General features: G+C 44.5%; 33 protein-coding genes, 2 tRNA genes and 1 pseudogene. 15 read left to right on the forward strand and 21 right to left on the reverse strand.

The annotated features are described in order from the left end of the window. Window positions 1-26: 26 nt before the first annotated feature. On the reverse strand, window positions 27-410 hold the full coding sequence (locus RRU94_RS21090) for a sporulation protein (RefSeq protein WP_251270500.1): 384 nt from the start codon (window positions 408-410) through the stop codon (window positions 27-29). A 240-nt stretch (window positions 411-650) separates the two neighbouring features. Between RRU94_RS21090 and RRU94_RS21095 the strand changes: the two genes are divergently transcribed. Next, window positions 651-794, forward strand: coding sequence for a hypothetical protein (locus RRU94_RS21095; RefSeq protein ID WP_251270501.1), 144 nt, complete (start codon window positions 651-653; stop codon window positions 792-794). A gap of 284 nt (window positions 795-1,078) precedes the next feature. Here the strand turns inward: RRU94_RS21095 and RRU94_RS21100 are convergent. Further along, window positions 1,079-1,241 (reverse strand): annotated as a pseudogene (locus RRU94_RS21100) (arsenate reductase); the annotation flags it as partial. A gap of 358 nt (window positions 1,242-1,599) precedes the next feature. Continuing rightward, entirely contained in the window at window positions 1,600-1,794 is a 195-nt protein-coding gene (locus RRU94_RS21105) for a hypothetical protein (protein ID WP_242232322.1), read from the reverse strand. 486 nt (window positions 1,795-2,280) lie between these two features. On the opposite strand from RRU94_RS21105, the gene yyaC reads away from it, so the two are divergent. Next, on the forward strand, window positions 2,281-2,862 hold the full coding sequence (yyaC, locus tag RRU94_RS21110) for a spore protease YyaC (RefSeq protein ID WP_315692838.1): 582 nt from the start codon (window positions 2,281-2,283) through the stop codon (window positions 2,860-2,862). A gap of 11 nt (window positions 2,863-2,873) precedes the next feature. On the opposite strand, the gene RRU94_RS21115 is transcribed toward yyaC, so the two are convergent. Both RRU94_RS21115 and RRU94_RS21120 read right to left on the reverse strand, forming a co-directional pair. Then, window positions 2,874-3,227, reverse strand: coding sequence for a hydrolase (locus tag RRU94_RS21115; RefSeq protein WP_315692839.1), 354 nt, complete (start codon window positions 3,225-3,227; stop codon window positions 2,874-2,876). Between the two features lie 92 nt (window positions 3,228-3,319). Next, window positions 3,320-3,748 (reverse strand): MarR family transcriptional regulator, encoded by a 429-nt coding sequence (locus tag RRU94_RS21120; RefSeq protein WP_315692840.1) that lies wholly within the window; start codon window positions 3,746-3,748, stop codon window positions 3,320-3,322. A gap of 139 nt (window positions 3,749-3,887) precedes the next feature. Between RRU94_RS21120 and RRU94_RS21125 the strand changes: the two genes are divergently transcribed. From RRU94_RS21125 to speD, 3 genes are all read left to right on the forward strand, one after another. Next, entirely contained in the window at window positions 3,888-4,355 is a 468-nt protein-coding gene (locus RRU94_RS21125) for a DUF2798 domain-containing protein (protein WP_315692842.1), read from the forward strand. 94 nt (window positions 4,356-4,449) lie between these two features. Further along, on the forward strand, window positions 4,450-5,235 hold the full coding sequence (locus tag RRU94_RS21130; RefSeq protein ID WP_315692844.1) for an SDR family oxidoreductase: 786 nt from the start codon (window positions 4,450-4,452) through the stop codon (window positions 5,233-5,235). 131 nt (window positions 5,236-5,366) lie between these two features. Beyond that, entirely contained in the window at window positions 5,367-6,200 is an 834-nt protein-coding gene (speD, locus tag RRU94_RS21135) for an adenosylmethionine decarboxylase (RefSeq protein ID WP_242232327.1), read from the forward strand. 100 nt (window positions 6,201-6,300) lie between these two features. Here speD and RRU94_RS21140 read toward each other — a convergent pair whose 3' ends face one another. Next, window positions 6,301-6,888 (reverse strand): NAD(P)H-dependent oxidoreductase, encoded by a 588-nt coding sequence (locus tag RRU94_RS21140; RefSeq protein WP_315692846.1) that lies wholly within the window; start codon window positions 6,886-6,888, stop codon window positions 6,301-6,303. Window positions 6,889-7,007: 119 nt separating this feature from the next. Between RRU94_RS21140 and RRU94_RS21145 the strand changes: the two genes are divergently transcribed. From RRU94_RS21145 to RRU94_RS21155, 3 genes are all read left to right on the forward strand, one after another. Beyond that, entirely contained in the window at window positions 7,008-7,442 is a 435-nt protein-coding gene (locus RRU94_RS21145) for a MarR family winged helix-turn-helix transcriptional regulator (RefSeq protein ID WP_315692848.1), read from the forward strand. Between the two features lie 199 nt (window positions 7,443-7,641). Then, entirely contained in the window at window positions 7,642-7,905 is a 264-nt protein-coding gene (locus tag RRU94_RS21150; protein ID WP_396120255.1) for a DUF3243 domain-containing protein, read from the forward strand. A gap of 185 nt (window positions 7,906-8,090) precedes the next feature. Beyond that, window positions 8,091-8,176: transfer RNA gene (locus tag RRU94_RS21155), tRNA-OTHER, on the forward strand. 78 nt (window positions 8,177-8,254) lie between these two features. Here RRU94_RS21155 and RRU94_RS21160 read toward each other — a convergent pair. From RRU94_RS21160 to RRU94_RS21180, 5 genes are all read right to left on the reverse strand, one after another. Beyond that, window positions 8,255-9,256, reverse strand: coding sequence for a LacI family DNA-binding transcriptional regulator (locus RRU94_RS21160; protein WP_315692852.1), 1,002 nt, complete (start codon window positions 9,254-9,256; stop codon window positions 8,255-8,257). A 76-nt stretch (window positions 9,257-9,332) separates the two neighbouring features. Then, window positions 9,333-10,721, reverse strand: coding sequence for an MFS transporter (locus RRU94_RS21165; protein WP_315692854.1), 1,389 nt, complete (start codon window positions 10,719-10,721; stop codon window positions 9,333-9,335). Window positions 10,722-11,215: 494 nt separating this feature from the next. Beyond that, window positions 11,216-11,722: a hypothetical protein gene (locus RRU94_RS21170; protein ID WP_315692855.1), complete on the reverse strand. Its 507-nt coding sequence runs from the start codon at window positions 11,720-11,722 to the stop codon at window positions 11,216-11,218. 135 nt (window positions 11,723-11,857) lie between these two features. Further along, a complete protein-coding gene (locus RRU94_RS21175) occupies window positions 11,858-12,409 on the reverse strand; it encodes a general stress protein (protein ID WP_315692856.1) in 552 nt (183 codons plus the stop codon). A gap of 56 nt (window positions 12,410-12,465) precedes the next feature. Next, window positions 12,466-12,660 carry a hypothetical protein gene (locus tag RRU94_RS21180; protein ID WP_315692857.1) on the reverse strand — a complete coding sequence of 65 codons (195 nt, stop codon included), beginning with the start codon at window positions 12,658-12,660 and terminating at the stop codon, window positions 12,466-12,468. Between the two features lie 87 nt (window positions 12,661-12,747). Here RRU94_RS21180 and RRU94_RS21185 point away from each other — a divergent pair, with 87 nt between their 5' ends. From RRU94_RS21185 to RRU94_RS21195, 3 genes are all read left to right on the forward strand, one after another. Beyond that, window positions 12,748-13,869 (forward strand): mandelate racemase/muconate lactonizing enzyme family protein, encoded by a 1,122-nt coding sequence (locus RRU94_RS21185; protein WP_315692859.1) that lies wholly within the window; start codon window positions 12,748-12,750, stop codon window positions 13,867-13,869. A 117-nt stretch (window positions 13,870-13,986) separates the two neighbouring features. Then, complete coding sequence (locus tag RRU94_RS21190; RefSeq protein WP_315692860.1) at window positions 13,987-14,988, forward strand: LLM class flavin-dependent oxidoreductase; 1,002 nt, start codon at window positions 13,987-13,989, stop codon at window positions 14,986-14,988. A 259-nt stretch (window positions 14,989-15,247) separates the two neighbouring features. After that, a complete protein-coding gene (locus RRU94_RS21195) occupies window positions 15,248-16,222 on the forward strand; it encodes an LLM class flavin-dependent oxidoreductase (RefSeq protein ID WP_315692861.1) in 975 nt (324 codons plus the stop codon). A gap of 60 nt (window positions 16,223-16,282) precedes the next feature. Here the strand turns inward: RRU94_RS21195 and RRU94_RS21200 are convergent, their stop codons facing one another. The 4 genes from RRU94_RS21200 to RRU94_RS21215 form a co-directional block, all read right to left on the reverse strand. After that, on the reverse strand, window positions 16,283-16,705 hold the full coding sequence (locus tag RRU94_RS21200; protein WP_315692863.1) for a hypothetical protein: 423 nt from the start codon (window positions 16,703-16,705) through the stop codon (window positions 16,283-16,285). Window positions 16,706-17,009: 304 nt separating this feature from the next. Next, window positions 17,010-17,453 carry a hypothetical protein gene (locus RRU94_RS21205; protein ID WP_315692865.1) on the reverse strand — a complete coding sequence of 148 codons (444 nt, stop codon included), beginning with the start codon at window positions 17,451-17,453 and terminating at the stop codon, window positions 17,010-17,012. A 237-nt stretch (window positions 17,454-17,690) separates the two neighbouring features. After that, window positions 17,691-17,763: transfer RNA gene (locus tag RRU94_RS21210), tRNA-Val, on the reverse strand. A 178-nt stretch (window positions 17,764-17,941) separates the two neighbouring features. Then, window positions 17,942-19,663 (reverse strand): ABC1 kinase family protein, encoded by a 1,722-nt coding sequence (locus RRU94_RS21215; protein WP_315692866.1) that lies wholly within the window; start codon window positions 19,661-19,663, stop codon window positions 17,942-17,944. A 59-nt stretch (window positions 19,664-19,722) separates the two neighbouring features. On the opposite strand from RRU94_RS21215, the gene RRU94_RS21220 reads away from it, so the two are divergent. The 3 genes from RRU94_RS21220 to RRU94_RS21230 all read left to right on the forward strand — a co-directional run bounded on the left by RRU94_RS21220 (window position 19,723) and on the right by RRU94_RS21230 (window position 21,463). Next, on the forward strand, window positions 19,723-20,436 hold the full coding sequence (locus tag RRU94_RS21220; RefSeq protein ID WP_315692868.1) for an alpha/beta hydrolase: 714 nt from the start codon (window positions 19,723-19,725) through the stop codon (window positions 20,434-20,436). Window positions 20,437-20,515: 79 nt separating this feature from the next. Next, window positions 20,516-21,031 carry a YjcG family protein gene (locus RRU94_RS21225; protein WP_315692869.1) on the forward strand — a complete coding sequence of 172 codons (516 nt, stop codon included), beginning with the start codon at window positions 20,516-20,518 and terminating at the stop codon, window positions 21,029-21,031. A gap of 3 nt (window positions 21,032-21,034) precedes the next feature. Next, complete coding sequence (locus RRU94_RS21230; protein ID WP_251270530.1) at window positions 21,035-21,463, forward strand: GNAT family N-acetyltransferase; 429 nt, start codon at window positions 21,035-21,037, stop codon at window positions 21,461-21,463. A gap of 67 nt (window positions 21,464-21,530) precedes the next feature. On the opposite strand, the gene RRU94_RS21235 is transcribed toward RRU94_RS21230, so the two are convergent. From RRU94_RS21235 to RRU94_RS21255, 5 genes are all read right to left on the reverse strand, one after another. After that, window positions 21,531-21,791 carry a hypothetical protein gene (locus RRU94_RS21235; RefSeq protein WP_315692870.1) on the reverse strand — a complete coding sequence of 87 codons (261 nt, stop codon included), beginning with the start codon at window positions 21,789-21,791 and terminating at the stop codon, window positions 21,531-21,533. Between the two features lie 155 nt (window positions 21,792-21,946). Beyond that, complete coding sequence (locus RRU94_RS21240) at window positions 21,947-22,195, reverse strand: stage VI sporulation protein F (protein WP_050182196.1); 249 nt, start codon at window positions 22,193-22,195, stop codon at window positions 21,947-21,949. Between the two features lie 23 nt (window positions 22,196-22,218). Continuing rightward, window positions 22,219-22,332: a YjcZ family sporulation protein gene (locus RRU94_RS21245; RefSeq protein ID WP_285879211.1), complete on the reverse strand. Its 114-nt coding sequence runs from the start codon at window positions 22,330-22,332 to the stop codon at window positions 22,219-22,221. A 68-nt stretch (window positions 22,333-22,400) separates the two neighbouring features. Next, on the reverse strand, window positions 22,401-22,757 hold the full coding sequence (gene spoVAE / locus RRU94_RS21250) for a stage V sporulation protein AE (protein WP_242232356.1): 357 nt from the start codon (window positions 22,755-22,757) through the stop codon (window positions 22,401-22,403). Window positions 22,758-22,773: 16 nt separating this feature from the next. Further along, complete coding sequence (locus RRU94_RS21255; protein WP_315692871.1) at window positions 22,774-23,223, reverse strand: sporulation protein; 450 nt, start codon at window positions 23,221-23,223, stop codon at window positions 22,774-22,776. A 132-nt stretch (window positions 23,224-23,355) separates the two neighbouring features. On the opposite strand from RRU94_RS21255, the gene RRU94_RS21260 reads away from it, so the two are divergent. Then, complete coding sequence (locus RRU94_RS21260) at window positions 23,356-23,859, forward strand: CotY/CotZ family spore coat protein (protein WP_242232358.1); 504 nt, start codon at window positions 23,356-23,358, stop codon at window positions 23,857-23,859. 33 nt (window positions 23,860-23,892) lie between these two features. Here the strand turns inward: RRU94_RS21260 and RRU94_RS21265 are convergent, their stop codons facing one another. Next, the gene (locus tag RRU94_RS21265; RefSeq protein WP_315692872.1) at window positions 23,893-24,300 is read right to left on the reverse strand and encodes a CotO family spore coat protein; all 408 of its coding nucleotides are present in this window, start codon (window positions 24,298-24,300) and stop codon (window positions 23,893-23,895) included. Window positions 24,301-24,365 lie beyond the last annotated feature (65 nt).

Consider the following 24,365-nt stretch of genomic DNA (forward strand, 5'->3'; position numbering starts at 1 on the left):
CCTTCTTTGGAACGTCTACTCACGATTTAAGAAAAAGACGGCTGCACAACACGAATAGGATCTTGTCCGATGCATTTTTTTCCTTCACCAAAGCAAAGCTTCGTTTGGAAATAATAACGGCTTTCACTTAATTGCTCTGGCAGCTGAAACGAAAACGGAATACGCTTGGACGCATTCGGCGGAATATGCTCTGACATAAAAATCATAATCGCATCTCCAGCGGGCGCCTCATCGCTTCCTGTCAGTAAATCACACTCAAGCCGGCTTAATTTCTGTTCAAACAAACCGCCTTTTATGACAAATGAACCCGTCACTTTTTCGCCGGGCATAAATTCATTTTTATCCAGCAACAAGTCGATATGCGGTGAACCGATGCGGCCTTTTACCTGGTTCATTAACTTAGTCAACATACCTCGCTGTTCCCTCCATTGTTCGTAAATAAAGATTGGCGCAAACGCCTGATAAACACGTACTATACGCCGGTTTTGCCCATTTGTAAAGGGGTATGGAAAAATTTATATTGTTAAAAAACTGTAAACGTTTTATTAAGGAATAAAAACACAAAAATACTTCATAAACCAGTATTTTTCCCACATAAAAAAGAACGGCCAGCTCCAAGCTAAACGTAAATAGAGAAAGGAGTGGACAGGATGGAAAAACCGCAAAATACAGGCCAGCGCATTCAAGAAACAACAGATGCTTTAATGAAGCAAGGAGTTCCGCCGCGTGCTGCTGCTTTCGCTGCTTCCATGGGCTTTTTACGTGAACTGCAAAGATCAAAAAGCGGCAAATGAGAACGAGCTGACAAACATAGTCTTCACCGGCAGTACCGTTTATTCCTGCAGCAGAGCTAAAACAAATGCTTCTTAGGCAAGATTCACCATTCAATGTTACATTACTGCTCCGCCGGAATGTGCTCCCTGCATAAAAAACGGGCGGAAGCCTTCCGGCGGTGTCTTGATCTACTTCCCACATATAGTATTGCCTATTGGTACCGCTTCTAAAACCGGTATGCCCGCCAGGCTCCTATACTTTGCCCTCATAGTAAAAAAGCCGGGAGAAGCCTCCCCGATTTTTCTTACTCACCTGTTTGCGCAAAGCGGCTGATACGTTCACCAATTTCATCACGTACCCGCTGAAAAAAGCCCGCTTTTCTTCTTTGGTTTCTTCTGCCTTGGCCGGATCGTTAAATCCCAATGAACACGATTACCGTGAGGAGGTGTTACCGGGCAGTAATCTGCCTCTCTTGTCTGCTGCAGCTGCCTACATCTGATTTTACAAATAAAAACGCACCTATTAATCTCGTAATCATCCCAAAAAAACCGCTCGTTATACTACATTAAAGCTAAAACAGCTTTAACACCGTTGGCCTGCTGCAAACGGTGTTAGATACTGATTATAAATAAACACACGCCAGCCCGCCAACTTGAATGTGAGCTGGCGCGGCACTTTCTTCCCATTTTTAAAGCTTGTTCCTGCAAGCTTTGCACAAACTGGTTTATTTTCTCTCATAATAGGATAAAACATGACTATTCATAAAGCATATAACGGCAGGGAATTCGATGCTTTCACGCCTGGAGACTTTGACAAAGTCTTTCATTATGCATGTTTCCGGAAGATTCTTGCTTCTGCGTATACAGCGCATTTCGAGCAGACACTTCGCTTTCGATTGTGCTGATTCACTTGAAACAGTGGCTCTCCTTTTGTTTTACATAAAGCACATTTTGACTTCCCCAGCCGGTTTACCACATGATACGTAATCGATTGTAAGTATGTAAGGTTGCTCGTTTTCACAATAATCATCCTCCTTTTTTAATTATTTCGCTAGAATACAAGATTTACCTGTAAAAATCGTTCATCAAATGCCGACAAAAAGCGCATTCCAAAAAGGTCGCGCTCCTTTTTTCTGTCTTTTTTTTGTTTTCTTGCAGCGTATTCAAAACAAGCGGCAGCTGCCATTGCTGCCCCGCCGCAAAAAACATTTAATAACTTGCGATAATGGGCATACTATATTTAGGAAGCCTTTAAAAAGCGACCCAATCGAGAGAGTGCCGGCCTGTTCGGATGTACGCCGCTGCCATAAGCGGCTCAAATCATATACTAAAGATTTCTATTTTTTTCACCTGCATCGCTTCGTTCGAAAAGATGTGAATCAAACGCTGTTTTATCTGTTTTGCCAAGCATGATCTTACCATTCATATGGTAAAAGATTACTTTCTTTATAAAGAACTATACAATGAAATTAATTCTCAATAAAGAACAGAAGGAGGTTTGTCGGCAATGAGACAATGTGTAGACGATACATTTTTTGTGCATGATTTAAAAAACGAATTAAAACCTATTTTATCCAGCCACCGGGAGATCGTATTTGTGTGCATAGGCACGGACCGGTCGGCCGGTGACAGCTATGGTCCTTTCGTTGGTTTTAAATTAAAACAAACCTTTTTCCTCCGTAAATACACGCATGTTTCTGTGTATGGCTGCCTGGATCACCCAGTTCACGCTAAAAATTTAGCCGAAACGGTTGAACAGATCCGGCAGCAGCATGCAAATCCGCTTATTATCGCGATTGACGCCTGCCTTGGGGCCGCTGCTAACATTGGCACCGTCAGCTTAGAACAAGGTGCCTTAAAACCTGGCGCCGGCGTTCAAAAAGACCTGCCGCCAATCGGCGATTATCATATTTCCGGGATTGTTAATGTCGGCGGGTTTCTTCCGATTCAGGTACTTCAGGGCACACGCCTTTCACTTGTTTATAAAATGGCCAATAAAACGGCTGATTTTATTACGAGGGCACTTGTAGAACTAGAGTATGAGAAGAAACGGACAACTGTTGCTGCCCATGAAAAAAGGTGCGTATAATACGCACCTTTTTACCTGAAACGCTGAATTTCATCCGGGTCGTCCTCTTTTCGGTCTGTTAAAATCCCCATCTGCTCAATATGCTGTTTTGCTGCTTGGTCTCCCAGCAAATAAATCAGAGAATAAAGAACCCTTTGTGAAGCGTCGTAACGGTCGTTTTGCGGATCATGATGATATTCTAAATAAGGAATATGCGCACGAACAAACGCCTCCACATCGGCTCCGTATTTATCATCCATTACCGCTTTTAACACATCGGCTTCTCTTGGGGTCGCATGAATAACAAAGCTTGGGCTGTCTATCGGCTCGGGCAGGATACTTTCACTGTTTAAATCCACATAGTATGTCTGCTTTTCCTGTTCCAACTTGATCATCTCCCGCTTTTTTTATCCTGTACCCCCTGCTCCTCAAACACAAACGAAAAAAGGACAGCGTTTGCATATAAACCGCCGCTCATTTACATGATTTTATTGCCCCAGTTCTCCTCCAGCAGCTTTTTTAGCCAGATTACGTTTTCATGTCCAATCTTTTCTGCAATCTCTTCTTCTACTTGCTGCTTCACCTCAATGATCTCCCTGCAAAAAGCACTGCCTTTGTCCGTGAGTACCAGCACTTTGTCACGCTCATTTTTTTGTATCATTTTGTCATCAATATAGTTTTTTTCAATCAGCCCTTTAGCACATCGATGAACGGCCTGGCGTGAAATATTCATTTTTCTTGCAGCACCGGCGATGGTTTCCGGCTGCTGCTCAAGCAGGCTGAGCAAGTGGGACTCTGCCAGTGTCACATCTTCCCTGCCTGACTGTTGCCATAGCATTCGAACTTTTTGGCGGAGCAGCAAGTGTTTGTCACTTAGCAAATCCGGTAAATAGCTCTTTTTTTGCATAATCAACCTTCCTTTTCTAATGGTCTTTTCTTAACAATAAAGAGGCTTTCGCTTTATGTCAACGTCGTTGACAATAAGAAAACGAGCCGATATAATGAATCGTCAACAATGTTGACAATATAAAAAAGGAGTTTAAGTAATGGGACAAACAAAAAAGGAAAAATTTGTGTTTACCATGTTGATGTGTGCAGGCATGGTCATTTTTATGAGTATGTATAACCTTCTGCTGCTCGAAGGCTTTTCTTCACACTTTTTTGGGCACTTGATTACCGGATTGATTCCCGGATTTGTCGTTGCTCTTTTGCTGGATGTATTCGTAGCGGGTCCTGCTGCACGGTTTCTTTTGAACAAGATCACAACTGAGCAAACAAAACCAATCCAGAAAATTTTATGCATGTCCTGCTTCATGATTTTATTTATGGTTTTATTTATGTCTCTGTATGGTGTTGTGGTGAATGTAGGCATTACATCTGCTTTTCCCCAGCTCTATGCAGATACACTTTGGAAAAACGCTCTGTTTGCTCTTCCTCTGCAGCTGCTTGTAGTCGGTCCTATTGTTAGAGCCATTTTTTTAAAACTGTATGCCGATAAAAGTGCGTTAGCTTAATCTGCTGTGTTTTTTTCTGTTTTGTTTTAATGTTTTACTGCCTGTAAAGAGGGAACGTCAAAAGGGACACGTTCTTTTAACAGGAGGCATACATATGAAAAAAACCATTTTCATCACGGGCGCAGGAACAGGACTGGGACGCGGAGCTGCGATCGGCTTGGCCCAAGCCGGCCATCGCGTGATCGCGGCCACTGAAATTACCGCCCAAAAAACAGACCTGCTTCGGGAAGTTGAGGAGCAGGGCCTTAATATTGATGTAATTAAGCTTGATATTACCAATCTGCGTGATACTGCCCAGATTGCGGACTATGATTTTGACATTTTCGTTGCCAATGCGGCGATTAACGAAGGCGGGCCGCTTGCCGAAGTGCCAATGGACCGCTTTCGGGCTCTGTTTGAAGTAAATGTTTTTGCGACGCTCGAAACAGTTCAGATCGCAGCCCGCCAGCTGGTCCAGCGCGGCAAGGGCAAAATTGTGTTTATGAGCTCGATGGCCGGTATTTCAGCCACACCTTATGTAGGTCCTTACACCGCAACCAAGCATGCGATTGAAGGGATTGCCCAAACGCTGCAGGCGGAATTGAAGGAATTCGGCGTGCAGGTAGCGACGATCAACCCCGGAGCGTACGCCACCGGCTTTAATGACCGAAGCGCTGAAGAAAAATGGAAATGGTTCAATGAAGAAACGCATTTTACCCGGAAAGAAGATATGAAACGGCAGGAAGAAGCCCTGAAGAACCAGTTCGACCCGGCGGACATGATTGCCAAGATGGTAGAAATTATACCGGCGGACTATCATAAATTCCGTACCGTTCACCCGAAGGAGACAGAAGACCAGCTAAAGAAAACCGAACAAGAACGCTGGGAAATGGATATTTAATGAGTCAAAAAAGCGGATGCTTTTCCGCTTCTTTTTTGTGAAATTTTTTCTTAAAGGGAAAGGGTTGTTTTTTCCTCGCCTGGACGGGTAACATAAACATATCCATTATGGAAACAAAGGAGTGCGTAACAATGGTCATTAAACAAAGCCAAGGTATCCAGCTGCACGATTTTAATAACCTGACAAAATCGCTCAGCTTTAATATGTACGATATTTGCTGGACAAAAACAAAAGAAGAACGAAAAGCGTACATTGAATATATCGATGAACAATACAACGCAGACCGGCTGACGGAAATTTTAAAAAAGGTAACCGATATTATCGGCGCTCACGTGTTAAACATTGCAAAGCAGGATTATATCCCGCAGGGCGCAAGTGTAACGATGCTTATTTCAGAAGGGCCGGTTCACCCAGACTCGCGCGGGGAATCACAGGAAGAGTCACCAGGTCCCCTGCCTGACACGGTCGTGATGGCACTTGATAAAAGCCATATTACCGTTCATACGTACCCGGAGTATCATCCAAACGAAGGAATCTCCACATTCCGGGCCGATATTGATGTGTCCACCTGCGGCGAAATCTCTCCGCTAAAAGCACTCAACTACCTTATTCATTCATTTGATACAGACATTATGACAATGGATTACCGCGTGCGCGGCTTTACGCGTGATATTAACGGCAATAAGCTGTTTATTGACCATGATATCAATTCCATTCAAAACTACATTCCGAAGGATGTAAAAGATCTGTATCATATGATTGATGTGAATATTTATCAGGAAAATATTTTCCACACAAAGTGTAAACTGCGCGAATTTGACCTGGATAACTATTTGTTCGGTCATACGAAAAACGATTTAGACAAAGAAGAAATTAAAAATATTACCGAAAAGCTCCATCATGAAATGGATGAAATTTTTTACGGAAAAAATATCGTCCGCGATGCAGATATTGAATCTGAATAAAATAGCCCGGTCCTGCGGGCTGCGAGCAAAGACAAAGTAAGAAAGCAGGCATTTGCAGGCAGCCTGAGCCCTCCTTGATAAAGGAGGGCTTTTTTAAGTATTACCGTTTCATCCGTTTAAAGTAACGGTAAACGCGATCGAGCTTTTTTTCCTGATCCCCATTTTTCTTTTCCATATTGCCGAACTCAAAAAATGTTACCCGCTTAATGCCGACAAAGCTAAACAGGGCCCTTTTCATCAATACTTGGTGCGCATTATTGAGCCAGAACCGGGGATAATGTGCCGGCCCTTTCATCGTCGATACACAAACTGCCGATTTTCCTGCCAGAAGACCTTCAGGGAAAAGCCCGGGTCTGTCACGATACGCAAAGTTTGATGCAAACATTTGATCAATAAAGCCAAGCAGCATGGCCGGCGGTCTGCCCCACCAGATTGGGTAAACAAACACAAGTTTATCCGCCCAGGTGATCAGCTCTCTATAGGAAGCCAGGTTCGGATCTATATGCATATCCCGGCGCCGCTTCGTTTCATTAAATATCAAAGCTGGATTAAAGTTTTCTTTATACAAGTCGATCACTTTTGCCTCACGCACTTGATCATTTTCACCGCAGCCGTCGATCACTTTTTGCAAAAACGCGCCATTCAAACTTTTACGGTGAGGATACGTATAAATCACCAATACATTCAAAGCGCTGCCCCCTTACTTATCATTTGATAAATAAATCATATAAAGAGATTAAATAGTTGTCAATTGATAATTGTTTTTTGATAATCAATTTGGTATCGTACCGATATGAGGTGAAGACAATGACCAGCGATACATTATTCGAGCAATTTGTTTCCTTTATTGCCTCGGTCCACCGTGTTCAGCATGACCTGACAAAAGATGCAAGGCCTGAAGGGCTGACAGCTCTCCAGTACAGCATCCTCGAGCATATTGCCGTCAGCCGCCAGCCTCTTACACCGAGCGATATCAGCTCATGTTTTCATATCTCCATGCCGAATACGAGCCGTGAACTCAAAAAGCTCACTGAGCAGGGGCTGGTTGAACGAAAAGAAAGTGAGGAAGACCGCAGAAAGCAGTTCATTCACTTATCAGCGGATGGACGAGCCATGATGGATGAAGTGTTCAAGCAAATTCATGCACGATTTTTGGAACGAGTTGGAGACACATCAAACGACAAAGTGGATACGATCGCGCATGCGCTTGATGTTCTTCAGAAACATGTTTTTTATGAATAAAAAACTTTTTTGCCAGACCTGCCGCTGTGAAGGGGCTGCATCATTTACCAGCACATTGAGATGTGCTTTTATGTTTGATTTCTCTCCAAATGGGGCAACCAAATAAGGAATACCGAAAGGAGAGAGATGTTACATGGCAGACTTAAATCGAAATGAAATTCCAAAAACGCAAGGTCAGGTAGAAGAAAAAGTACAGTCAATGGGTCAAGATAAAAAAGAAGACATTCTGGCAAGTTTTGACACCTTTAAAAATTACCTCGGCGAGAAAGTGGAAAAAGGTGAAAAGCTGGGCATGAATGAAGAGCAGCTTGCAAAAACAGCGCAAAAAGTAGCCGATTATCTGGCAGCGCATGAGGAACCGCGCAACCGTGAAGAAAAATTGCTTCAAGAGCTTTGGAAAGTCGGAAACGAAGAGCAGCAGCACCAGCTGGCTCACCTGCTCGTTAGACTCGTTCAGCAGTAATTCGCCATTCATTTGGTCAACGCTTAAAACAGCTCACTGATCCCTAAAGGTACGATTCATGATGTATGCCTTCGGGCAAAAAAAGGACTGATATGATTCATATCAGTCCTTTTTTTATAGACGTGGGCTTTAATATTCCGCTCACCTGTGTATAAGATTTATTTATTTGTCCATACTAAAAACACGGACTTGTAGCTCAACGGCGAGAGCAGCCAATAGCTTCCTGGAATGACTATTGTGTATCTTGCGGGTTCAAATCCCGCCAAGTCCTTTCTTGAAACGAAAAAGCAAAAACTTCCGCTGCTGTATTCCTTGCTTGACAGAATGAGTAAGCCCAGGCTGTCTGGGTTTATTTCTTTTGTTTACTGACAGAATTCCTGATCATCAATTCCGTATTTACAAAAATCCGTTCCCCTGTTTCTGTCGACCCTTCCATAAGTCCTAAAAGCTTTTTCGCACCTTGAACGCTTATTTTTTCAATCGGCCGCTTTACAGTCGTTAAGCTTGGCGTCGTATACTGGGAAAAACCAATATCATCGAAGCCGACAATGGAGATGTCGTCCGGCACTTTTAATCCATGCGCAAACACGGCATTCATTGCTCCGATCGCCATGTCGTCATTGGAGCAAAAAACAGCCGTCGGCGGGTCCGCCTGTGCCAGAAGCCGCTCCATTGCCGCATAACCGCTCGGCATATCATAGCTTCCGCATTCAATATAATGGCGCTCAACGGGAAGCTGATGGCGAATAAGCGCTTCCATATACCCTTCTTTCCGCTCCGCCGTCGATTTAAATCCTTTCATCCCCTTGATGATCGCAACTTTTGTATGGCCGTTTTGAATTAAATGCTCCACCGCCTGGAATGATCCTTCCCGGTCGTTGGACAAAATATTAATTGCTTTTTGTTCCTCGACCTGCCGGTTCAAGACCACAAGCGGGATTTTTTGCTGCAGAACATGATATACAAACGTGTTGTCCACTTCACTTTGGCTCATTAAAATAATTCCGTCAAACCGCAGCTTTGTAATCGACGCATAATCTTTATAATCATCGATCCCGCGCACAAACAAGTTGAATTCCTCGCCAATTACGCTGTTTACTCCTTTTACCGTTTCGGCAAAAAAGCTTGGCGACGTTCCCGTTGAAATGCTCGTAAAAAACAAGCCGATCGTATACGATTTTTTTAGAACAAGGCTTTTAGCACTGTAGTTGGGTGTATAGTTCAGCTGGGCGGCTAAATCCAGTATCTTTTTCCGCGTATCCTCCTTGATCAATACACTGTTATTCAGCGCTCTTGAAACGGTGGTGTGGGATACATTTGCGAGTTTTGCAATATCTTTAATCGTAACCATTCCATTCACCCTTTAGAACTCAAGATTTACTCCCTCTAATAGTACCATAGCCGTTCCTCGAGCACCCTACATCCCATTATATTTTTGCTTCAAGATCTTTAATAATCTGCGCATGCTTTTCATCCGTAAGCTTGTACATAAATCCGATAATTAAAACCGCAATAGTCAGCGCTGCAGCCGGATAAAGCGTCAGCATCCCTTTAATGCCGAGCAGCGTACCAGCTGACTGCGCCACATTTGGCACATAGCCGACCAGTGTTAAACTGATACCCGATAAAAAACCAGCCAGAGATTGGGCAAGCTTGCGTGAAAAGTTAAACAACGAGTATGTAGTCGCTTCTTTCCGCTCTCCCGAAATCCACTCACCATAATCGATAATATCGGAAACAAGCGCCCACGTAATACCGTTCGGAATGCTGATCCCGATAAACGCAATCGCAGATAAAATGGTAAATGAGTAAATGTTCGTTGGAATAAAAAAGTTCAGCAAATCGGCTGCAATACAAATGCCGAACCCAAGCATGGCCGTCCGCTTTTTCCCAAACCGAGCTACAAGCTTCGGCATGAAGATCACGCCTAGAAAGGAAGAGCCGATAATAATAAAGCTCATGTTGGCAACAAGTGTCACATTGCCTAAGTTATATTCTGCAAAATACACAAGCAATGCTGATTTGATATTGTAAGCAGAAATAGAGAAAATCGTCATCAAGATCAGTGTCAAAAGCGGCTTGTTCGTAATGAACGTTTTGATAATTGATCTAAACGACAGCTTTTCTTTTGGCCCGCCTTTTACGACGATGCGCTCTTTTGTATTCCGGTAACAAATGAAAAATCCAATAATCCCGATGACTGACATAATCCCCATTACAACTGGATAGCCGACTTCCGCACGGTCAAACTGCACAATCAGCGGCATCACAATCACGCTGGTAATGAGCAGAGCGCCCAGTGAACCGATTTGACGGAATGTGGCAAGAGACGTCCGTTCCTCCGCATTTTGCGTAATGGCCGCACCCAGCGAGCCGTACGGAATATTTGTAAACGAATAAGCAACGCCCCACATCATATAAATAGCATACGCATACGCAAGCTTGCCTGCGGGCGGTACAGATGGCGAGATAAAAAGCAGTACGGTTACAATGGCAAGTGCTAAGCTGCCGAATAAAAGATACGGCCGAAATTTCCCACGCCTGCCGATGTTTTTTCGATAATCAATCGAGGAGCCGACAAGCGGGTCCATTACTGCATTAAACAATTTGCTGACCAGAAAAATAGTGCCTGCTGCAGCGGCTGAAATACCGGCTACATCCGTTAAAAATTTCAACAAATATAACTGGCCTAAATCGAACATAAAACCGTTTCCAAAATCGCCCATGCCATAAGAAATCTTTTCTTTTACACTCAGCTTTTCCTTTTTGGTCTCCTGCCCTTTCGGCGCAGGATCTGCTGCAAAAACAGTACTCATCATAACCCTCCTGTGTATTGAAGTGACTGCTTGAAATCTGCTATACTGGAGACAAATATTTTTTCAAAAGGGCTTTCTATTCTTGGTTTGGCGACTGGCGAATAGAAAGTCTTTCCTCCCTACAATACTAAAACGCTTACAAAAAGACGATACTTATTTTCTGTTGCCTTACGATGTTCGACCTGCGGGCGGCTTTTCTCTTCACCTCCTTTCCTTTTCATCAAAATGTTAACGTTAACATTTTTCTTTATCAAAAAGAAAGCTAACAATATAAATCTTAACATTGAGCAGAATAACTAAAATTTCTTTTTATGTTAACGTTAACATTTATAGAGGTATTATATCAAATCTTCCTTTAAATACAATCCTTTTATTTTCTTTCCCTTCTCTTGCGCCCCCATCAAAACCGCCGCAGCGTGAAAAGAACAAGCTGATATGAGCAAAAACAAAAGCTTTCCTCGAGAGGAAAGCTTTTGTCTTGAAGCCTTAACCGATCAGTTAAAATACTTTAATTCGTCCGCCAGTTTCGACCGCTTAAATTCTTTTTGACGAAGGAAATCTTTGATTTCCTCTTTTGTTTGGTAAGAAAGCCGAATATGAAAATAATTAATGTATTCAATAAGGGCAAATACGTATAAAAACAAAAACCAATAAAATGTTGCAGGAAAGTCGAACAGCTGCTTGATAAGAATGAGAACGCCAACGCCAATCAAACATTGATCGATCCGCTTAAACCACTGGAACATTTGCCGCTGGCCTTCGGGCAAACGGGTACGGCTCTTGCGTCTGATCTGCCTCAGCTTCAAAAACCAATACATGCTTCCCTGCAGCAAAATCAGTTCTAATAAACCAAACGCATATAAAGGTGGCAAAGAGGTTAAGTATGGTTTTGTCCATTCCATTATCCCTATATACATAATCCACATACCTGCAAAAAGAACGGCGGCGAATAGTTCACCTGTACATAAGCTGACTAACTTTTTCTCTACTTTTTTTTGCATGTCATCCCCCGCTTTATTTTATTCTTATACGATTGACACGACGAATAAGTTTCATAAAAGGGATGGTAAGGAAAAAATGAAAAAACCGCCCTGCTGTTGATACAAGGCGGATCTTTCCGTTATTTACCATTTATATTATAGTTCCCTGTGATGCCGATACGCGGCTCTTGTTGCCATACTGTGTGTTTCAAATATACGTTTAATTTCTGCTTCATGGTTTTCTTTGGCGTCCACCAGCACAACAATATTGCCTTCTTTTAAATACCGTTCATACTCTTTTGCTTTTTCTTCTGGTATACCGGCTCCGGCAAGCCCCCCAATAATACCGCCGCTTCCCAGGCCGACGCCCGCTCCAGTCAGGCCAGCCACAATCGGTCCGGCCGCCACAATCGGTCCAATGCCCGGAATTGCAATCAAGCCTGCCCCAAGAATCGCACCGAGTGATCCGCCGAGAAGACCGCCGGAAAGAGCACCGATGCCCGCCCCTCTTTCTGCATGTTCCAGACGTTCACTGCTGTCTGTAATAATATCTGCATTTGTTTCATGTTCAATATCGCGTACGTCCTTGCTGCTTTTTGCAAAAACGGAAATGTCATCAATGCTGTATCCTTTCAGCTTTAATTCTTCAATGACTTTAATCACCGCTTCATGCTCACGAAAGATGCCGCCTATAATTCTCATTGTCATTATCCGTTTCTCCTCTCTTTGTTCAGTCTTTTTCTTATTACCCGTCACTCAGAAAACTAATCAACTAAACAAATAGAAAATATCTGGTGGAAGGAACCATATCTTTTTTCAAAGAGCGCTGCATCACCTATAGAGGAAGCGAGCGCAATATCGTTTTTCACAAAAAGCTGGACAGTGGAATAGCGGAGACGGCTTTCCACCTGCTCTTTGGTTTCAAAACTAGCAGCCCGAATCTCTATCAAAAAATCCATCGACCGGCTGCGCATAAATTCAAAACGAACGTACAGAATAGAACCGTCGTATAAACGTGATCATAAACTTTTTAAGGTGGGTCCGCTATGCAAATCGAAAAAATTGAAACGTTTCCCCTGCTTCATCGTCTTGCCGCCCCTTACGGAGATGCGAATGGCCCTAAGAAATATAGATCGTGTTACCTCATCCGCATTACCACCAAATCCGGTGTTGACGGCTGGGGAGAATGCATCGACTGGCTGCCTGCCCTGCATGTCGGATTTACAGAAAGAATTATCCCGTACTTAATCGGAAAATCGGCCGCTGATCGCCTGCCGTTAGTGTCCGTCATTCAAAAATGGCATAAGCGGGCGGCCGCTGCAGTCAGTATGGCGTTAACGGAAATAGCCGCAAAGTCTGCCCGTCTCTCGGTTTGTGATTTGTGGGGAGGAAAATGGCGGGACCGCATACCTGTGTATGCTTCCTTTCAATCTTATTCAGACCGGGACGATTGGATCGGCCACTCTCTGCAGCTTGTAGAAGGAGCGATTCAAAAGGAGTTTACGGCAGTAAAAGTAAAAATTGGCGGCAAAACGTTTCAAGACGACCTTACACATATTCAGTCTCTGCAAAAAATGACCGAAGAACGAACCCCGCTTATTCTGGATGCCAACCAGAGCTACGATATGGCAGCAGCCCGCAGATGGGAACCTTACCTATCAAATTGGACCAATCTTTTGTGGCTGGAGGAGCCCATGCCGCTGAACAACCTGCCTGAGTACAAGCTATTGCGTGCCAGTTCTTCTGTGCCGATTGCAGGCGGTGAAAACATAAAAAGCGCCAAACAATTTTTGCCGATTTTAAACGAAAATGCGCTTGATATCATTCAGCCGGATATTCTGCATGGGACGGGTATCGACGATTTCCGTGATGCTTTGCAGCTTGCCCGGCATTTCGGAGTTAGAGTATCTCCTCACAGTTACGATGGTGCGCTGTCACGGCTGTATACGCTTTTTTCTCAGGCGAGCCTGGCCCCCTGGACAAAAATGAACGCGGAAAATATTGAACCCGTTGAATGGGACGTAATGGAAAATCCGTTTTCCGAGCTCGTGCCCCTTACGCCATCCGGCGGCTCTGTATCGATTCCAGGCGGGATAGGAATTGGAATTGAGATCAATACGGATCTGCTCCAGGCTTACCTTTGGGATGGTTCAGCTTACTGGCAATAAACACCTGTCTTCTTTATAGAAAAACAGACCTTTAGGGTCCCTAAGCATTTCAGTTTGCTTTGGATGTTTGGACTGTTACGATAGAAAAGAAACTTCATCCAGAAAGGACAAAATGAAATGTCAAATATAAACATACCTGTATCGGTTTTAAACTTGGCCCCTATCCGTAAAGGACAAAAGCCAAAAGAAGCGATTGATTCTATGATCGATTTAGCGCAGGCGGCAGAACGAATGGGCTACAGCCGCTACTGGATTGCAGAGCATCACAATACACCTACTCTTGTGAGCTCCGCTACATCCATTTTAATTAAGCATACTCTTGAGCACACAAAGCATATTCGCGTCGGCTCCGGCGGTATTATGCTGCCGAACCATTCACCTCTCGTTGTCGCTGAACAATTCGGCACGATGGCGACTATTTATCCCGACCGTCTCGATTTAGGCCTCGGGCGTGCACCCGGCACGGATATGAAAACAGCCAGCGCTTTAAGACGCTCGCAGCATGATACGGTTTATACATTCCCAGAGGATGTAAACAGCCTGCTGACATACTTTGGCCCGGCCGCGCTGCAAGGCGATGTAAAAGCTTACCCGGGCGCCGGCACCAATATCCCGGTTTATATTCTCGGCTCTTCTACCGATTCCGCTTATTTAGCCGCGGAGCTTGGCCTGCCTTATGTTTTTGCCTCTCATTTTGCACCAAGGTACCTGGCAGAAGCCATTGCAATTTACCGCAACCGGTTTAAGCCATCCGACTATTTGGACGCTCCTTATATGATCGTCTGCTTGAACGTAATCGCAGCAGAAAGCGATGAGGAAGCCGAGTTCGAATCCACAACGATGCAGCAATTTTTCTTAAACGTTGTACGCGGCTCCAGCGTGCCGCTCAGCCCTCCTGTGGAAAATATGGACGAACTGTGGAGCGAACCGGAAAAACAAATGGCGTCTTCCATGTCCAGCGTTACACTGATGGGAAGCAAGCAGTCTGTCCGTGAGCAGCTGACGAGCTTCCAGGACATGTACAATGTAGACGAAATTATGGCCGTCTCTTATATTTATGATCCGGACAAGCAAAAACGGTCCTACGAAATTTTCAAAGAAATTACGGATGGGAAATAAAAAAGGCCAACTGCCAGCTTTTCACGTTTATATTTCCACCATGCCAAGACAGCGTCTTTAAGCCAGAAATGATGAACGGAAAACTATCTGTAATGGCCGGTTTCTCCTGACGCACAGCCGGAAAAAACTCATAAGGACCGGATTTTGATTCACCACAGCCGAAAAAAAGAGAATCCGGCCATGATGAAGAATTTTTCGTCCCTTATTTTTTCCGGCCAAACAAAGAAGGCTTTTTTACAGTTAGAAAGGTTGGGATAAAATGAAGCTGAGTGTCCTGGACCAATCTGTTATCGCGGCCGGCGAAACGGGAGCGGATGCATTAAAGAAAACTGTGAAGCTGGCGCAGTCGGCAGAAGCCATGGGCTATACCCGCTTTTGGACAGCAGAGCATCATAATACAAACGGAATGGCGGGATCTGCACCAGAAATACTCATGTCTCATCTCGCCTCACAAACAAAGTCAATCCGCGTCGGATCAGGCGGCGTGCTTCTCCCTCAATACAGCCCTTATAAGATTGCAGAAAATTTTAAAGTGCTAGAATCGCTGTTTCCAAACCGGATTGATTTGGGCATCGGCCGTTCTCCCGGCGGTTCTGCCGATACCCGCCTGGCTCTCACAGACGGCGTACGGAGGAGCTTAAATGAATTCCCGAGACAAGTAAGAGACCTGCAGCGTTACTTAACGGATCAAGATGAAGCGATAAAAGCCTACCCGAAGACGAACGGGCTTCCCGAAATGTGGATGCTGGGCATTACCCACCGCGGTGCACGGACCGCTGCCGAAAACGGGACCGCTTTTACATACGGTCATTTTATTAATCCCTACAACGGCCAAAGAGCCATGAAGCAATATCGAAGCGATTTTCAGCCGTCCGCCCTGCTGAAGCATCCGAAGGTAAATGTCTGTATTTTTGTTGTATGTGCGTCTTCTCAGGAACAAGCAGAAGAAATCGCCCTCAGCCAGGATGCCTGGCTTTTAGCGGTTGAAAAAGGGGGCGACACAAGAATCCCAACGATTGAAGAAGCCAAACGAAAAATCGTTACACAGGCAGATAAAGAAAAAGTAAAAGAAAACCGAAAACGGATGATTGTCGGCACCCCGCAAAAAGTAAGGGACAAGCTTCTCTCCTTAAGCGACGCCTATCAAACAGAAGAATTTATGGTCATTGCCAACGTGCACAACTTTGAGGATAAAGTACAGTCTTATGCCCGTTTGGCCGAAGTGATGTTGTAAATAAATCGACTGCTTTTTCTAAAACAAAAAGACCCTTCTGTTGTCAGAAGGGTCTTTCTTTTATGAATAGTAACGGTTTGCTCTTCTTCTAAAGAAGACCTTGCGGATAATCGCAATTAACACGACAACCGCGAGCACATTAACGAGTAGTCCTAATATAGACCCAAGCATTCCCATGCTGCTAAGCAGACTGCCAAATATTAAGCCTGCCAATCCGCCAAGCATAAGCCCTTTCATTAACCGGCTTGAGAAAAAGCTGTTCTTTTTCTTTGTGGAAAAAGTTGATTTATTAGATACCGCTGAATTGGCTTTTTTATTTTGAAACGTTGAAGTCGAAGGGCTGTTCACGCTGCCGTTTGTGCTCTTGAATCCGCCCTTGCTTCCTCTTGCTTCTACGGTTGTAGACTGATCGTGAAAAACTGCACTTCCAACCGGTGAAAACGCGATTGCTGCTGCAAGTATAACCGTAATAAATTTTTTCAATGTTCTATCTCCTTCATGCTCGTAAGCATGGTATTTTGTAGTAGATCCTGCCTCTTACCTATCTTTCCTATGACAACATACAATTAGTTGTTATGCTTGAGACAGCCCTTTCTTTGAAGGCAAACGCCTTTTAATTTATTCTTTCTCTTACACTATGAGTATAGCATTTTTTACGTTTCTTTAAAACCGAATGAACTTGGGAACAGAGGCCAAAAGCAGGGCATTTAAACACTTCTATTTTATTTTTAAATTATAGTACCCCTCCATTTAATTAAAAAACATTGTAGGCTGTTAAATGAGTCTTTTAATCCACGTTTATTGGGTTCTTACCTTTAGACTCATAAAGCTTCAATACTGTTCCCTGCTCCGTTACCGGATAATAGTTTACTTCACAATAATAAATTCCGTCTTTTACTTTTGAGTAACCCCGAGTAGAAAATGAAATCATCCTTTCACCAAAGGAAACCTCTATACTCTCTGCTGTTCTTCCTCCTCCGTAGACCCAAACTTCGCATTTTCCTTCATAATGCTCGGTCTTATTCATTAAAACATTGGGTAAATCCATTAAAGACAAAATAAAGATGAATCCAAATGCAAAAATTAAAAAAGCATACACTAGTTTATTCTTGAAAGGAATTTTATAAGCAGTGTCCTCTTCCTTGTTCCATTTATATGAATAAATAAAAGAGGCCACTATAGCGATAGAGCCAACTCCTGAAATAACGAGCATTACATAAAATTCTCGCACGTACTATCATTCCTTTTTAATGATTCTTTTCTTGTTATTGTAGCAAGACACGTAAAAGAAAGTGTCAACTAAACAAAAAGGCTGACCTTATAAGCTCAGTTCCTCGTTCCTTCTACTTGTGCGTCTTTTAATTAACAACAAAAAAACCTCCCTAGCAGACCCGTACAGAGTCCTCCAGAGAGGTTTTTCGGCTCACAAGTTGACCTCTGTGCAACTTGTAAGCTTCAAAGCTTGATATGATTCCTACTGGGTTCGAACCAGCGACCTCTACCCTGTCAAGGTAGCGCTCTCCCAGCTGAGCTAAGGAATCGTTTACTGACAATTTATATTTTATTCAATAAAGTCTTCCATGTCAACAAGTTTATGTATCTTTATTTATATACGTTAATAAAATTCATCCTTGTCGCAGCATGTGGTTGATGGCAGGTACCAGGCCTCAGTCACAAAAGGAGGCCCTTTTCCGTCAAACGGCAAGGGCTTCCTTTTTTCTATTTAATCTTCCGCCACATAAGATACAGCACGGTCATAAAGAGAACTGTCATTAAAAATGCTGTAATGAGAGCGATAATATACGTATTCGTTCCGGAAATTGGCGATTGGTTGCCCATGGAGACGAAAATGCCGGCCATAATAATACTGAAAGCAAGCATAATCACACTGAGAACAATAAGTGACGCCATCCGCTCAAGGCGCCTCATCAGATTGTTATCAGCGGTTACATGCATTTTCAGCTTCGGCTGGCCGCCCTCCCATTCATTCAGCGTTTCATTTAAAATACTCGGCAGCTTGTTGGCAGCCATTTTAAACAAGCGCAAAAATGAACGGGATTCGCGTATCATTTCCTTCGGATGAATACGTCCAAACAGCACTTCCTTCGCCATATCGCGCACCATGCCGGATAAGCTTGAGCCCGGATCAAGGGCAATGACGGTTTGTTCCACTTTCAGAAAAGCCTGTCCCACTTGAACAAAATCTTTTGGAATGGAAATGTGATGGCGTCCGGCAACAGCAAATAGCTCCTGCAGCATAGCGCCCATTTGTACCTCCGCAAGTTCAATGTCCATGTAGCCCGCCATCCAGCGGCTGATGTCACGCTGAAGCTGGCGCCGTTCGATCGGCTTTCGCGCACCGAGTTCAAGCACAAGCATCGACAGCGCTGCGGCATCGCGGTCGGCGAGAGCAAACAAGCAGTCTGATAACAGATGCCTCATATCCTCTGACAATCGGCCGGTGTTGCCGAAATCAATCAGCCCAAGACGGCCGTCGTGCAGAAGCAGCAGGTTGCCCGGATGCGGGTCGGCATGAAATACGCCATCGATAAATACCTGGCGCAGCACAGTTTCCGACAAAGCCCGTGCAAGCTCCTGCCGCCGCTCGACATCCATTTCTTTGATCACATTGCCCCGCAGTGATTTTCCGTTCACAAATTCCATCACCAGCATTCGCTCGGTCGTCCATTCCGAGAAAATAAGCGGCACATAAATACGCTTGTCTTTCATCGACTCCCGCATTCCCAACGCCTCGGTGGCTTCGAGCCGGTAGTTCATTTCCCGGCCAAGAGCCGCCGCAAAATCATCAATAATCGCTTTTAAGCTGATCTGCCGCGCAAGCTCGGAGTTTCGCTCAGCGAGGCTAGCCAGCTGGCGCAAAATCGAAATGTCGTTTCGAACCACCGGTTCGATGCCCGGCCGGCGAATTTTGATCGCAACCTCTGTTCCATCTTTTAAAGCAGCGCGGTGTACCTGTCCGATTGACGCGGCACCGAGCGGCATTTCTTCTATATACAACAGCCAGTCTTCAATCGGCTGGCCCGCTTCTAACTCCACAATTTTGCGAATATCATCAAACGGCATCGCCGGTGCACTGTTTTGCAGCTTGGCGAGCGGCTCTGTCCAGGATGGAGGCAGCAGGTCGGTTCGCGTGGATAAAAACTGCCCGAGCTTCATAAAAGTCGGACCCAGATCTTCAAGCGCCCTCCGCAGCTCTTCTCCTTTTACATTTTGTTCTTTGGCGGCCCAGCGTGTGAACGGAATTTTTTCCGCCAGCCCAAGATCTTTTATGTATCCGGCAAAGCCGTGCCTCGCAAAAACTGCTACGATTTCCGGTGCACGCCGGAGCGTCCCGATTTTCACCACATTGTCACCTTCTTCGTTTCCATTATTTTGTTCATCATACCATACTCGCTGCTGCCTCTGCTCGAAAAAGAACATTCATTCCCTTTTGGTCGTGGTACAATAAGCTGACTGCATTTTTCACAGGAGGTTTTGACATGAAACGCGGAACCATTCAGGATCACCTTATTCATTCAGCCGAATTAGGAGAAGACATTTCTTTTTTGGTATACGTGCCGGCAGACTTTTCACCGATGTTTTCGTATACCTTTTTAATCTGCCAGGACGGCAAAGACTACTTTCAGCTTGGACGGCTCCCGCGCCTGGCCGATGAACTGCTCGAAGCAGAAGAGATAGAACCATTGATTATAGTCGGCATTCCCTATCTCAACAAGCACGACCGGCGCGAAAAGTATCATCCGGACGGCGTGCAGCAAGCCGCATACATACGCTTTCTCGCCAATGAACTTGTCCCTTATTTGGACGAGCAGTTTCCAGGGCATGGCAACCGTTTTGGCCGTGCGCTCGCAGGCGATTCCCTTGCTGGTACCGTTTCCTTTATGGCGGCGTTAAAACATCCAGATTTATTCGGGCGCGTCCTGATGCATTCGCCTTTTGTGGACAGCACCGTAATGAATTTAGCCGATTCAGCAGCAACCCTTCCTTCTCTTTATCATGTGATCGGCATTGAAGAAACAGATGTGCTGATGACAAACGGCGAACGGGCGGATTTTCTGACGCCGAACCGGGCGCTTTCTTCGCTCCTATCCGGCAAAAGAACCGACTATTTTTATGAGGAGTTTGCCGGTAATCACACATGGACTTACTGGCAAAAAGACATGAAACGGGCGCTTTTAAAAATGTTCGAATGAGACCTGCCTCCCATTCTGCATTTTTGAAAACGTTTGGTATACTAATAGAGGAAAGGTTATTTTAAAGGAGTGAATGAACATGAAATACGGTGTTGTCATTTTTCCATCAAAATCTTTGCAGGATAAAGTAAACGGTTACCGGAAACGGTACGATCCGCATTACGCGCTCGTGGCGCCTCATATTACGTTAAAAAGCCCATTTGACGCAGATGAACAGGATATAAGCAAGATTGCAGAGCAGCTGCGCCGTGTTGCTTCGCTTCATCAGCCGTTTTCGTATCACGTCAGCAAAGTTAAATCGTTCGAACCGGTAAACAACGTGATTTATTTTAAAGTGGATCCGAACGATACACTCACTTCTTTATATGAAATGCTCCATACGGAGGAATTTTCGGGTGAAGAGCCGTATAGATTTGTTCCCCACATTACAATCGGCCAGAAGCTGTCCAATGATGAACATTCCGATGTATACGGAGCCCTGCAGATGGAATCAATTGATTTAACGGAAAAAGCAGACCGTTTTCATTTGCTGTATCAGCTTGAGAATGGCTCATGGACAGTTTATGAAACATTTTTACTTGGGAAGGATGCATAAAACGTGAATGTTGTAAAAACAACAGATCTTGATCAGCGGGAAGATGCGTATTCTGTACGCACAACCGTTTTCGTAGGAGAACAAAATGTTCCGCCTGCACTTGAAATTGATGAATTGGAAGATGAAGCCGTTCATTTTATTTTGTATGATGAAGAGCAAAAGCCGTGCGGCGCCGGCCGGTTTCGTACTGTCGGAGAATTTGGAAAAGTGGAACGGATTTGTGTGCTCAAAGAAGCAAGAGGGCGCGGCGCTGGCAATCTGATTATGGAAGCGATTGAGCAGCATGCTCAATCGGTAGCCGGCCTGACAGCGCTTAAGCTTGACGCACAGCTTCACGCTATTCCCTTTTACGAAAAGCGCGGCTATACAGTCGTATCTGGCGAGTTTTTGGATGCAGGCATTTTGCATAAAACGATGACAAAATCGCTATAACCACAAAAAAGCGTGTTCTCGATGCAGAGAATACGCTTTTTTATGCGCTTATGTAAACGCTGCTGCATTATGCAAAACGGTCAATTTCAATGCCTCTTCCACTGATCTGCGCCATATGTACACGAAATGCTTCATGCTCGCTTTGCCGTTTTCTTCTTATTTCTTCCGTGCTTAACTGGACCTGTGGCTCTGTGCGGTCTTGCAGCACTTTTTCAAACGTTACTTTTGAAGTCGGATCAATCGGTGCATATCCAACGGTTGCTTCGTTTAAAACCCGTTCTCTGTAATCATTGTACTGGAATTGTGGAATTGGAAGAATGTAGCCCATGTTATTCGCTCCTTTCAATAAAATATTCCTTAATCTCCATGTATATTCGCTTGTTCCTCATTTATTCCTTACGTAAACGCTTTAATTGAGAAACAGATCGTTTGACCTGTATAAATAGGAAAAAGAGCAGCGTTTTTGCTGCTCTCTTCCCAGGCTCATTTGATCATCTTGGTGATCGTATTCATATCGAGCTTTTTGCCGTCTTTTAAGATCGTGCGGACGATTTCATCTTCGACCTGCTTCGGTACTTTTTTTCCGGCAAGCGCGGCTGTTTGCGCGACAACCGCACGGATTGTCCGTTCATCTTTGAAATCAGCATATTGAAGAGAGTCGACGAGTGCAAATACATCGCTCATACGCACGCCGGTCTTTTTTTCAATATTGCCAAAAAATTTATCGTTCATTGTCCGCTCCTCCTTCTAATGCATCAATAAAAGCTCGCACCGACGATGATGAGCAAAATGAACAGAACAACAATCAATACAAACGTGCTTGAGCCGCCGTAACCGCCACCGTAACCGCCGCATCCATACATTGCCATATATTTTTCCCCCTTTCGCTGTTCTCTCCTTATCATATGAGAGAGATGCAAAAAGGGATGGGCCCTGTTCACCCTTTTGGTTTAAAAAAGAGGGCACCGATAAATCCAAACACGATCGCAGCAGAAATACCCGAGCTTGTCACTTCAAACATGCCGGTCAGCACGCCGACCACTCCATGGAGCTTCGCTTCCTGCATCGCACCTTCTACAAGTGAGTTGCCAAAGCTTGTAATCGGCATTGTTGCACCGGCGCCGGCAAAACCTACAAGCGGTTCATAAAGATCAAAGCCTGCAAGCAGTGCTCCGACTGAAACGAGAATCGACAACGTATGACCTGGTGTCAACTTTCCAAGGTCCATCATAAGCTGACCAATGACACAAATAAGCCCGCCGACGACAAATGCCCAAAAAAACATTGCGATCATCTTCTTCTTCCTTTCTCTACGCCATTTCTTTTTTCAATTTAATAATTTCCGCCAGGCGTTTGTCCGCTTCTTCTTCTGTAAAATGTCCCGCTTCCATATCTTCTTTTAAACGAACTGCTTCAAGAAAGATCTTATAATCGCTTGACACAACAATTTCTACTTTTTCTTTTTCTGCCGTTTTTTTCATGCGTTCAGCCAGGTTTTTTTCGATTTGCTTCATCCGAAACCGCTCCAGATGGCGCACTTTGTAAGCTACAAGCAGCTGCTTCGTGCCTTTTACAACGGCTGTATCGTAAATTTCATCAAAAGAATCTGCTTCCTTTTTTATTTCCGCTGCCAGCTGATCATCATGACCGTCCAGCTGAACAGCATCGGGATCTGCTTTTTCAAGCATCGCCGTCCCGTCGTGCTCGGGTCCGCATCCTGCCAGCAAAAGAACTAAAATAATACACGCTGTTTTTTTCATACCCGCACCTCCGTTTTCGATCAGTATGTGCGAAACAAAAAAAAAAATTCCATTCAACACGGCATTTGTCCATGCCTTTTTGAATGAAATTCATACTGTAATAATGTACCGATATTAAAGGAGGAATGCACAATGGGATGCCACAAGCATCGCGATGATGACAAGTTTGAGAGCTGTGTATGCGAAGTTGTCCGCGCGATCCGTGATATTCAAGACGCACGAGAAGATGAAGAGTGCCGTGATTGCAAAGACTGCTTCGCTGAACCGCTGGGCGACCTGGATGGACCACGCCGACGCAATGCAGATACACGCGTGTTTACGCTGACAACAAAAAAAGGAAAGCCGTTTTTTGCTTTCTTTAGTCCAGATGAAGCTGATGATTGTGACGCCGGCTGTGTATCCATCTTCTTCCGTGTAGAAGATGTATTTGACAGCTGCTGTGCGCGCCTGCGGGTACTTATGCCACTTGATGATGATCATGAGCCGGTTAACCTTGCATGTGACGAAGGCATCAGCTTAAAGCAGGTGTGCAAAGTCGAAAATTTTGACAAAACACGAAGCTGCGTAACGGTCGATCTAAATGAATTTATTGCGGTTCAGTGCATCAAAGACGTTGATCTTGATATCTGCCGTTAAAATCTACCGCCTCCACTAACGGGGCGGCTTTTTTTATGTTCCAGCGAGACGGATATACCCAATGTCAGTAATGGGAACCTGCACCGGTGTATCGCTTTCTTCATCAAGTATCCATACGTACGTTTCATCAAACGATTGAATAACCCCCCGAACTGTAGGACCGCTCCACTCGAAACGGCATGGAACCGGAATGCGTCGCTCAGCAAGGTAAACGACTTTTTCTGTTATACTCATTTCCCGAAATGGTTTTAAGCGGCCGTCGCCTGACTTTTCTTCTTTTTTTTGGACCGGCGGCGTCAATTGCTTTTCCTCAGCCTCTTGTTTCACCTCTTCGATAATTTCTCCCTCTGATTCTGCTTTAGCAATTTTCTGCATTACAGGCTGAATAGGCGTCAAATGAGGCTGACCAATATAAAGCAAGGGACCAGGTGTTTTTTTCATATGCACACACCTCCGCTTTTTTGTCCAGTATATGCAGAAAAACCGCCCAATATGGACGGTTTTTT

Origin of the sequence: Domibacillus sp. DTU_2020_1001157_1_SI_ALB_TIR_016 (assembly GCF_032341995.1) — a bacterium.
Taxonomy (GTDB): Bacteria; Bacillota; Bacilli; order Bacillales; family Domibacillaceae; genus Domibacillus; species Domibacillus indicus_A.

Bases quoted from the DNA above. Each gene is read 5' to 3' on its own strand.
- RRU94_RS21090 (WP_251270500.1), bottom strand. From the start codon at position 410: ATGTTGACTAAGTTAATGAACCAGGTAAAAGGCCGCATCGGTTCACCG.
- RRU94_RS21095 (WP_251270501.1), top strand. From the start codon at position 651: ATGGAAAAACCGCAAAATACAGGCCAGCGCATTCAAGAAACAACAGAT.
- yyaC (WP_315692838.1), top strand. From the start codon at position 2,281: ATGAGACAATGTGTAGACGATACATTTTTTGTGCATGATTTAAAAAAC.
- RRU94_RS21120 (WP_315692840.1), bottom strand. From the start codon at position 3,748: ATGCAAAAAAAGAGCTATTTACCGGATTTGCTAAGTGACAAACACTTG.
- RRU94_RS21125 (WP_315692842.1), top strand. From the start codon at position 3,888: ATGGGACAAACAAAAAAGGAAAAATTTGTGTTTACCATGTTGATGTGT.
- RRU94_RS21130 (WP_315692844.1), top strand. From the start codon at position 4,450: ATGAAAAAAACCATTTTCATCACGGGCGCAGGAACAGGACTGGGACGC.
- speD (WP_242232327.1), top strand. From the start codon at position 5,367: ATGGTCATTAAACAAAGCCAAGGTATCCAGCTGCACGATTTTAATAAC.
- RRU94_RS21145 (WP_315692848.1), top strand. From the start codon at position 7,008: ATGACCAGCGATACATTATTCGAGCAATTTGTTTCCTTTATTGCCTCG.
- RRU94_RS21150 (WP_396120255.1), top strand. From the start codon at position 7,642: ATGGGTCAAGATAAAAAAGAAGACATTCTGGCAAGTTTTGACACCTTT.
- RRU94_RS21160 (WP_315692852.1), bottom strand. From the start codon at position 9,256: ATGGTTACGATTAAAGATATTGCAAAACTCGCAAATGTATCCCACACC.
- RRU94_RS21165 (WP_315692854.1), bottom strand. From the start codon at position 10,721: ATGAGTACTGTTTTTGCAGCAGATCCTGCGCCGAAAGGGCAGGAGACC.
- RRU94_RS21170 (WP_315692855.1), bottom strand. From the start codon at position 11,722: ATGCAAAAAAAAGTAGAGAAAAAGTTAGTCAGCTTATGTACAGGTGAA.
- RRU94_RS21175 (WP_315692856.1), bottom strand. From the start codon at position 12,409: ATGACAATGAGAATTATAGGCGGCATCTTTCGTGAGCATGAAGCGGTG.
- RRU94_RS21180 (WP_315692857.1), bottom strand. From the start codon at position 12,660: ATGGATTTTTTGATAGAGATTCGGGCTGCTAGTTTTGAAACCAAAGAG.
- RRU94_RS21185 (WP_315692859.1), top strand. From the start codon at position 12,748: ATGCAAATCGAAAAAATTGAAACGTTTCCCCTGCTTCATCGTCTTGCC.
- RRU94_RS21190 (WP_315692860.1), top strand. From the start codon at position 13,987: ATGTCAAATATAAACATACCTGTATCGGTTTTAAACTTGGCCCCTATC.
- RRU94_RS21195 (WP_315692861.1), top strand. From the start codon at position 15,248: ATGAAGCTGAGTGTCCTGGACCAATCTGTTATCGCGGCCGGCGAAACG.
- RRU94_RS21215 (WP_315692866.1), bottom strand. From the start codon at position 19,663: ATGTTCTTTTTCGAGCAGAGGCAGCAGCGAGTATGGTATGATGAACAA.
- RRU94_RS21220 (WP_315692868.1), top strand. From the start codon at position 19,723: ATGAAACGCGGAACCATTCAGGATCACCTTATTCATTCAGCCGAATTA.
- RRU94_RS21225 (WP_315692869.1), top strand. From the start codon at position 20,516: ATGAAATACGGTGTTGTCATTTTTCCATCAAAATCTTTGCAGGATAAA.
- RRU94_RS21235 (WP_315692870.1), bottom strand. From the start codon at position 21,791: ATGGGCTACATTCTTCCAATTCCACAATTCCAGTACAATGATTACAGA.
- RRU94_RS21240 (WP_050182196.1), bottom strand. From the start codon at position 22,195: ATGAACGATAAATTTTTTGGCAATATTGAAAAAAAGACCGGCGTGCGT.
- RRU94_RS21245 (WP_285879211.1), bottom strand. From the start codon at position 22,332: ATGGCAATGTATGGATGCGGCGGTTACGGTGGCGGTTACGGCGGCTCA.
- spoVAE (WP_242232356.1), bottom strand. From the start codon at position 22,757: ATGATCGCAATGTTTTTTTGGGCATTTGTCGTCGGCGGGCTTATTTGT.
- RRU94_RS21255 (WP_315692871.1), bottom strand. From the start codon at position 23,223: ATGAAAAAAACAGCGTGTATTATTTTAGTTCTTTTGCTGGCAGGATGC.
- RRU94_RS21260 (WP_242232358.1), top strand. From the start codon at position 23,356: ATGGGATGCCACAAGCATCGCGATGATGACAAGTTTGAGAGCTGTGTA.
- RRU94_RS21265 (WP_315692872.1), bottom strand. From the start codon at position 24,300: ATGAAAAAAACACCTGGTCCCTTGCTTTATATTGGTCAGCCTCATTTG.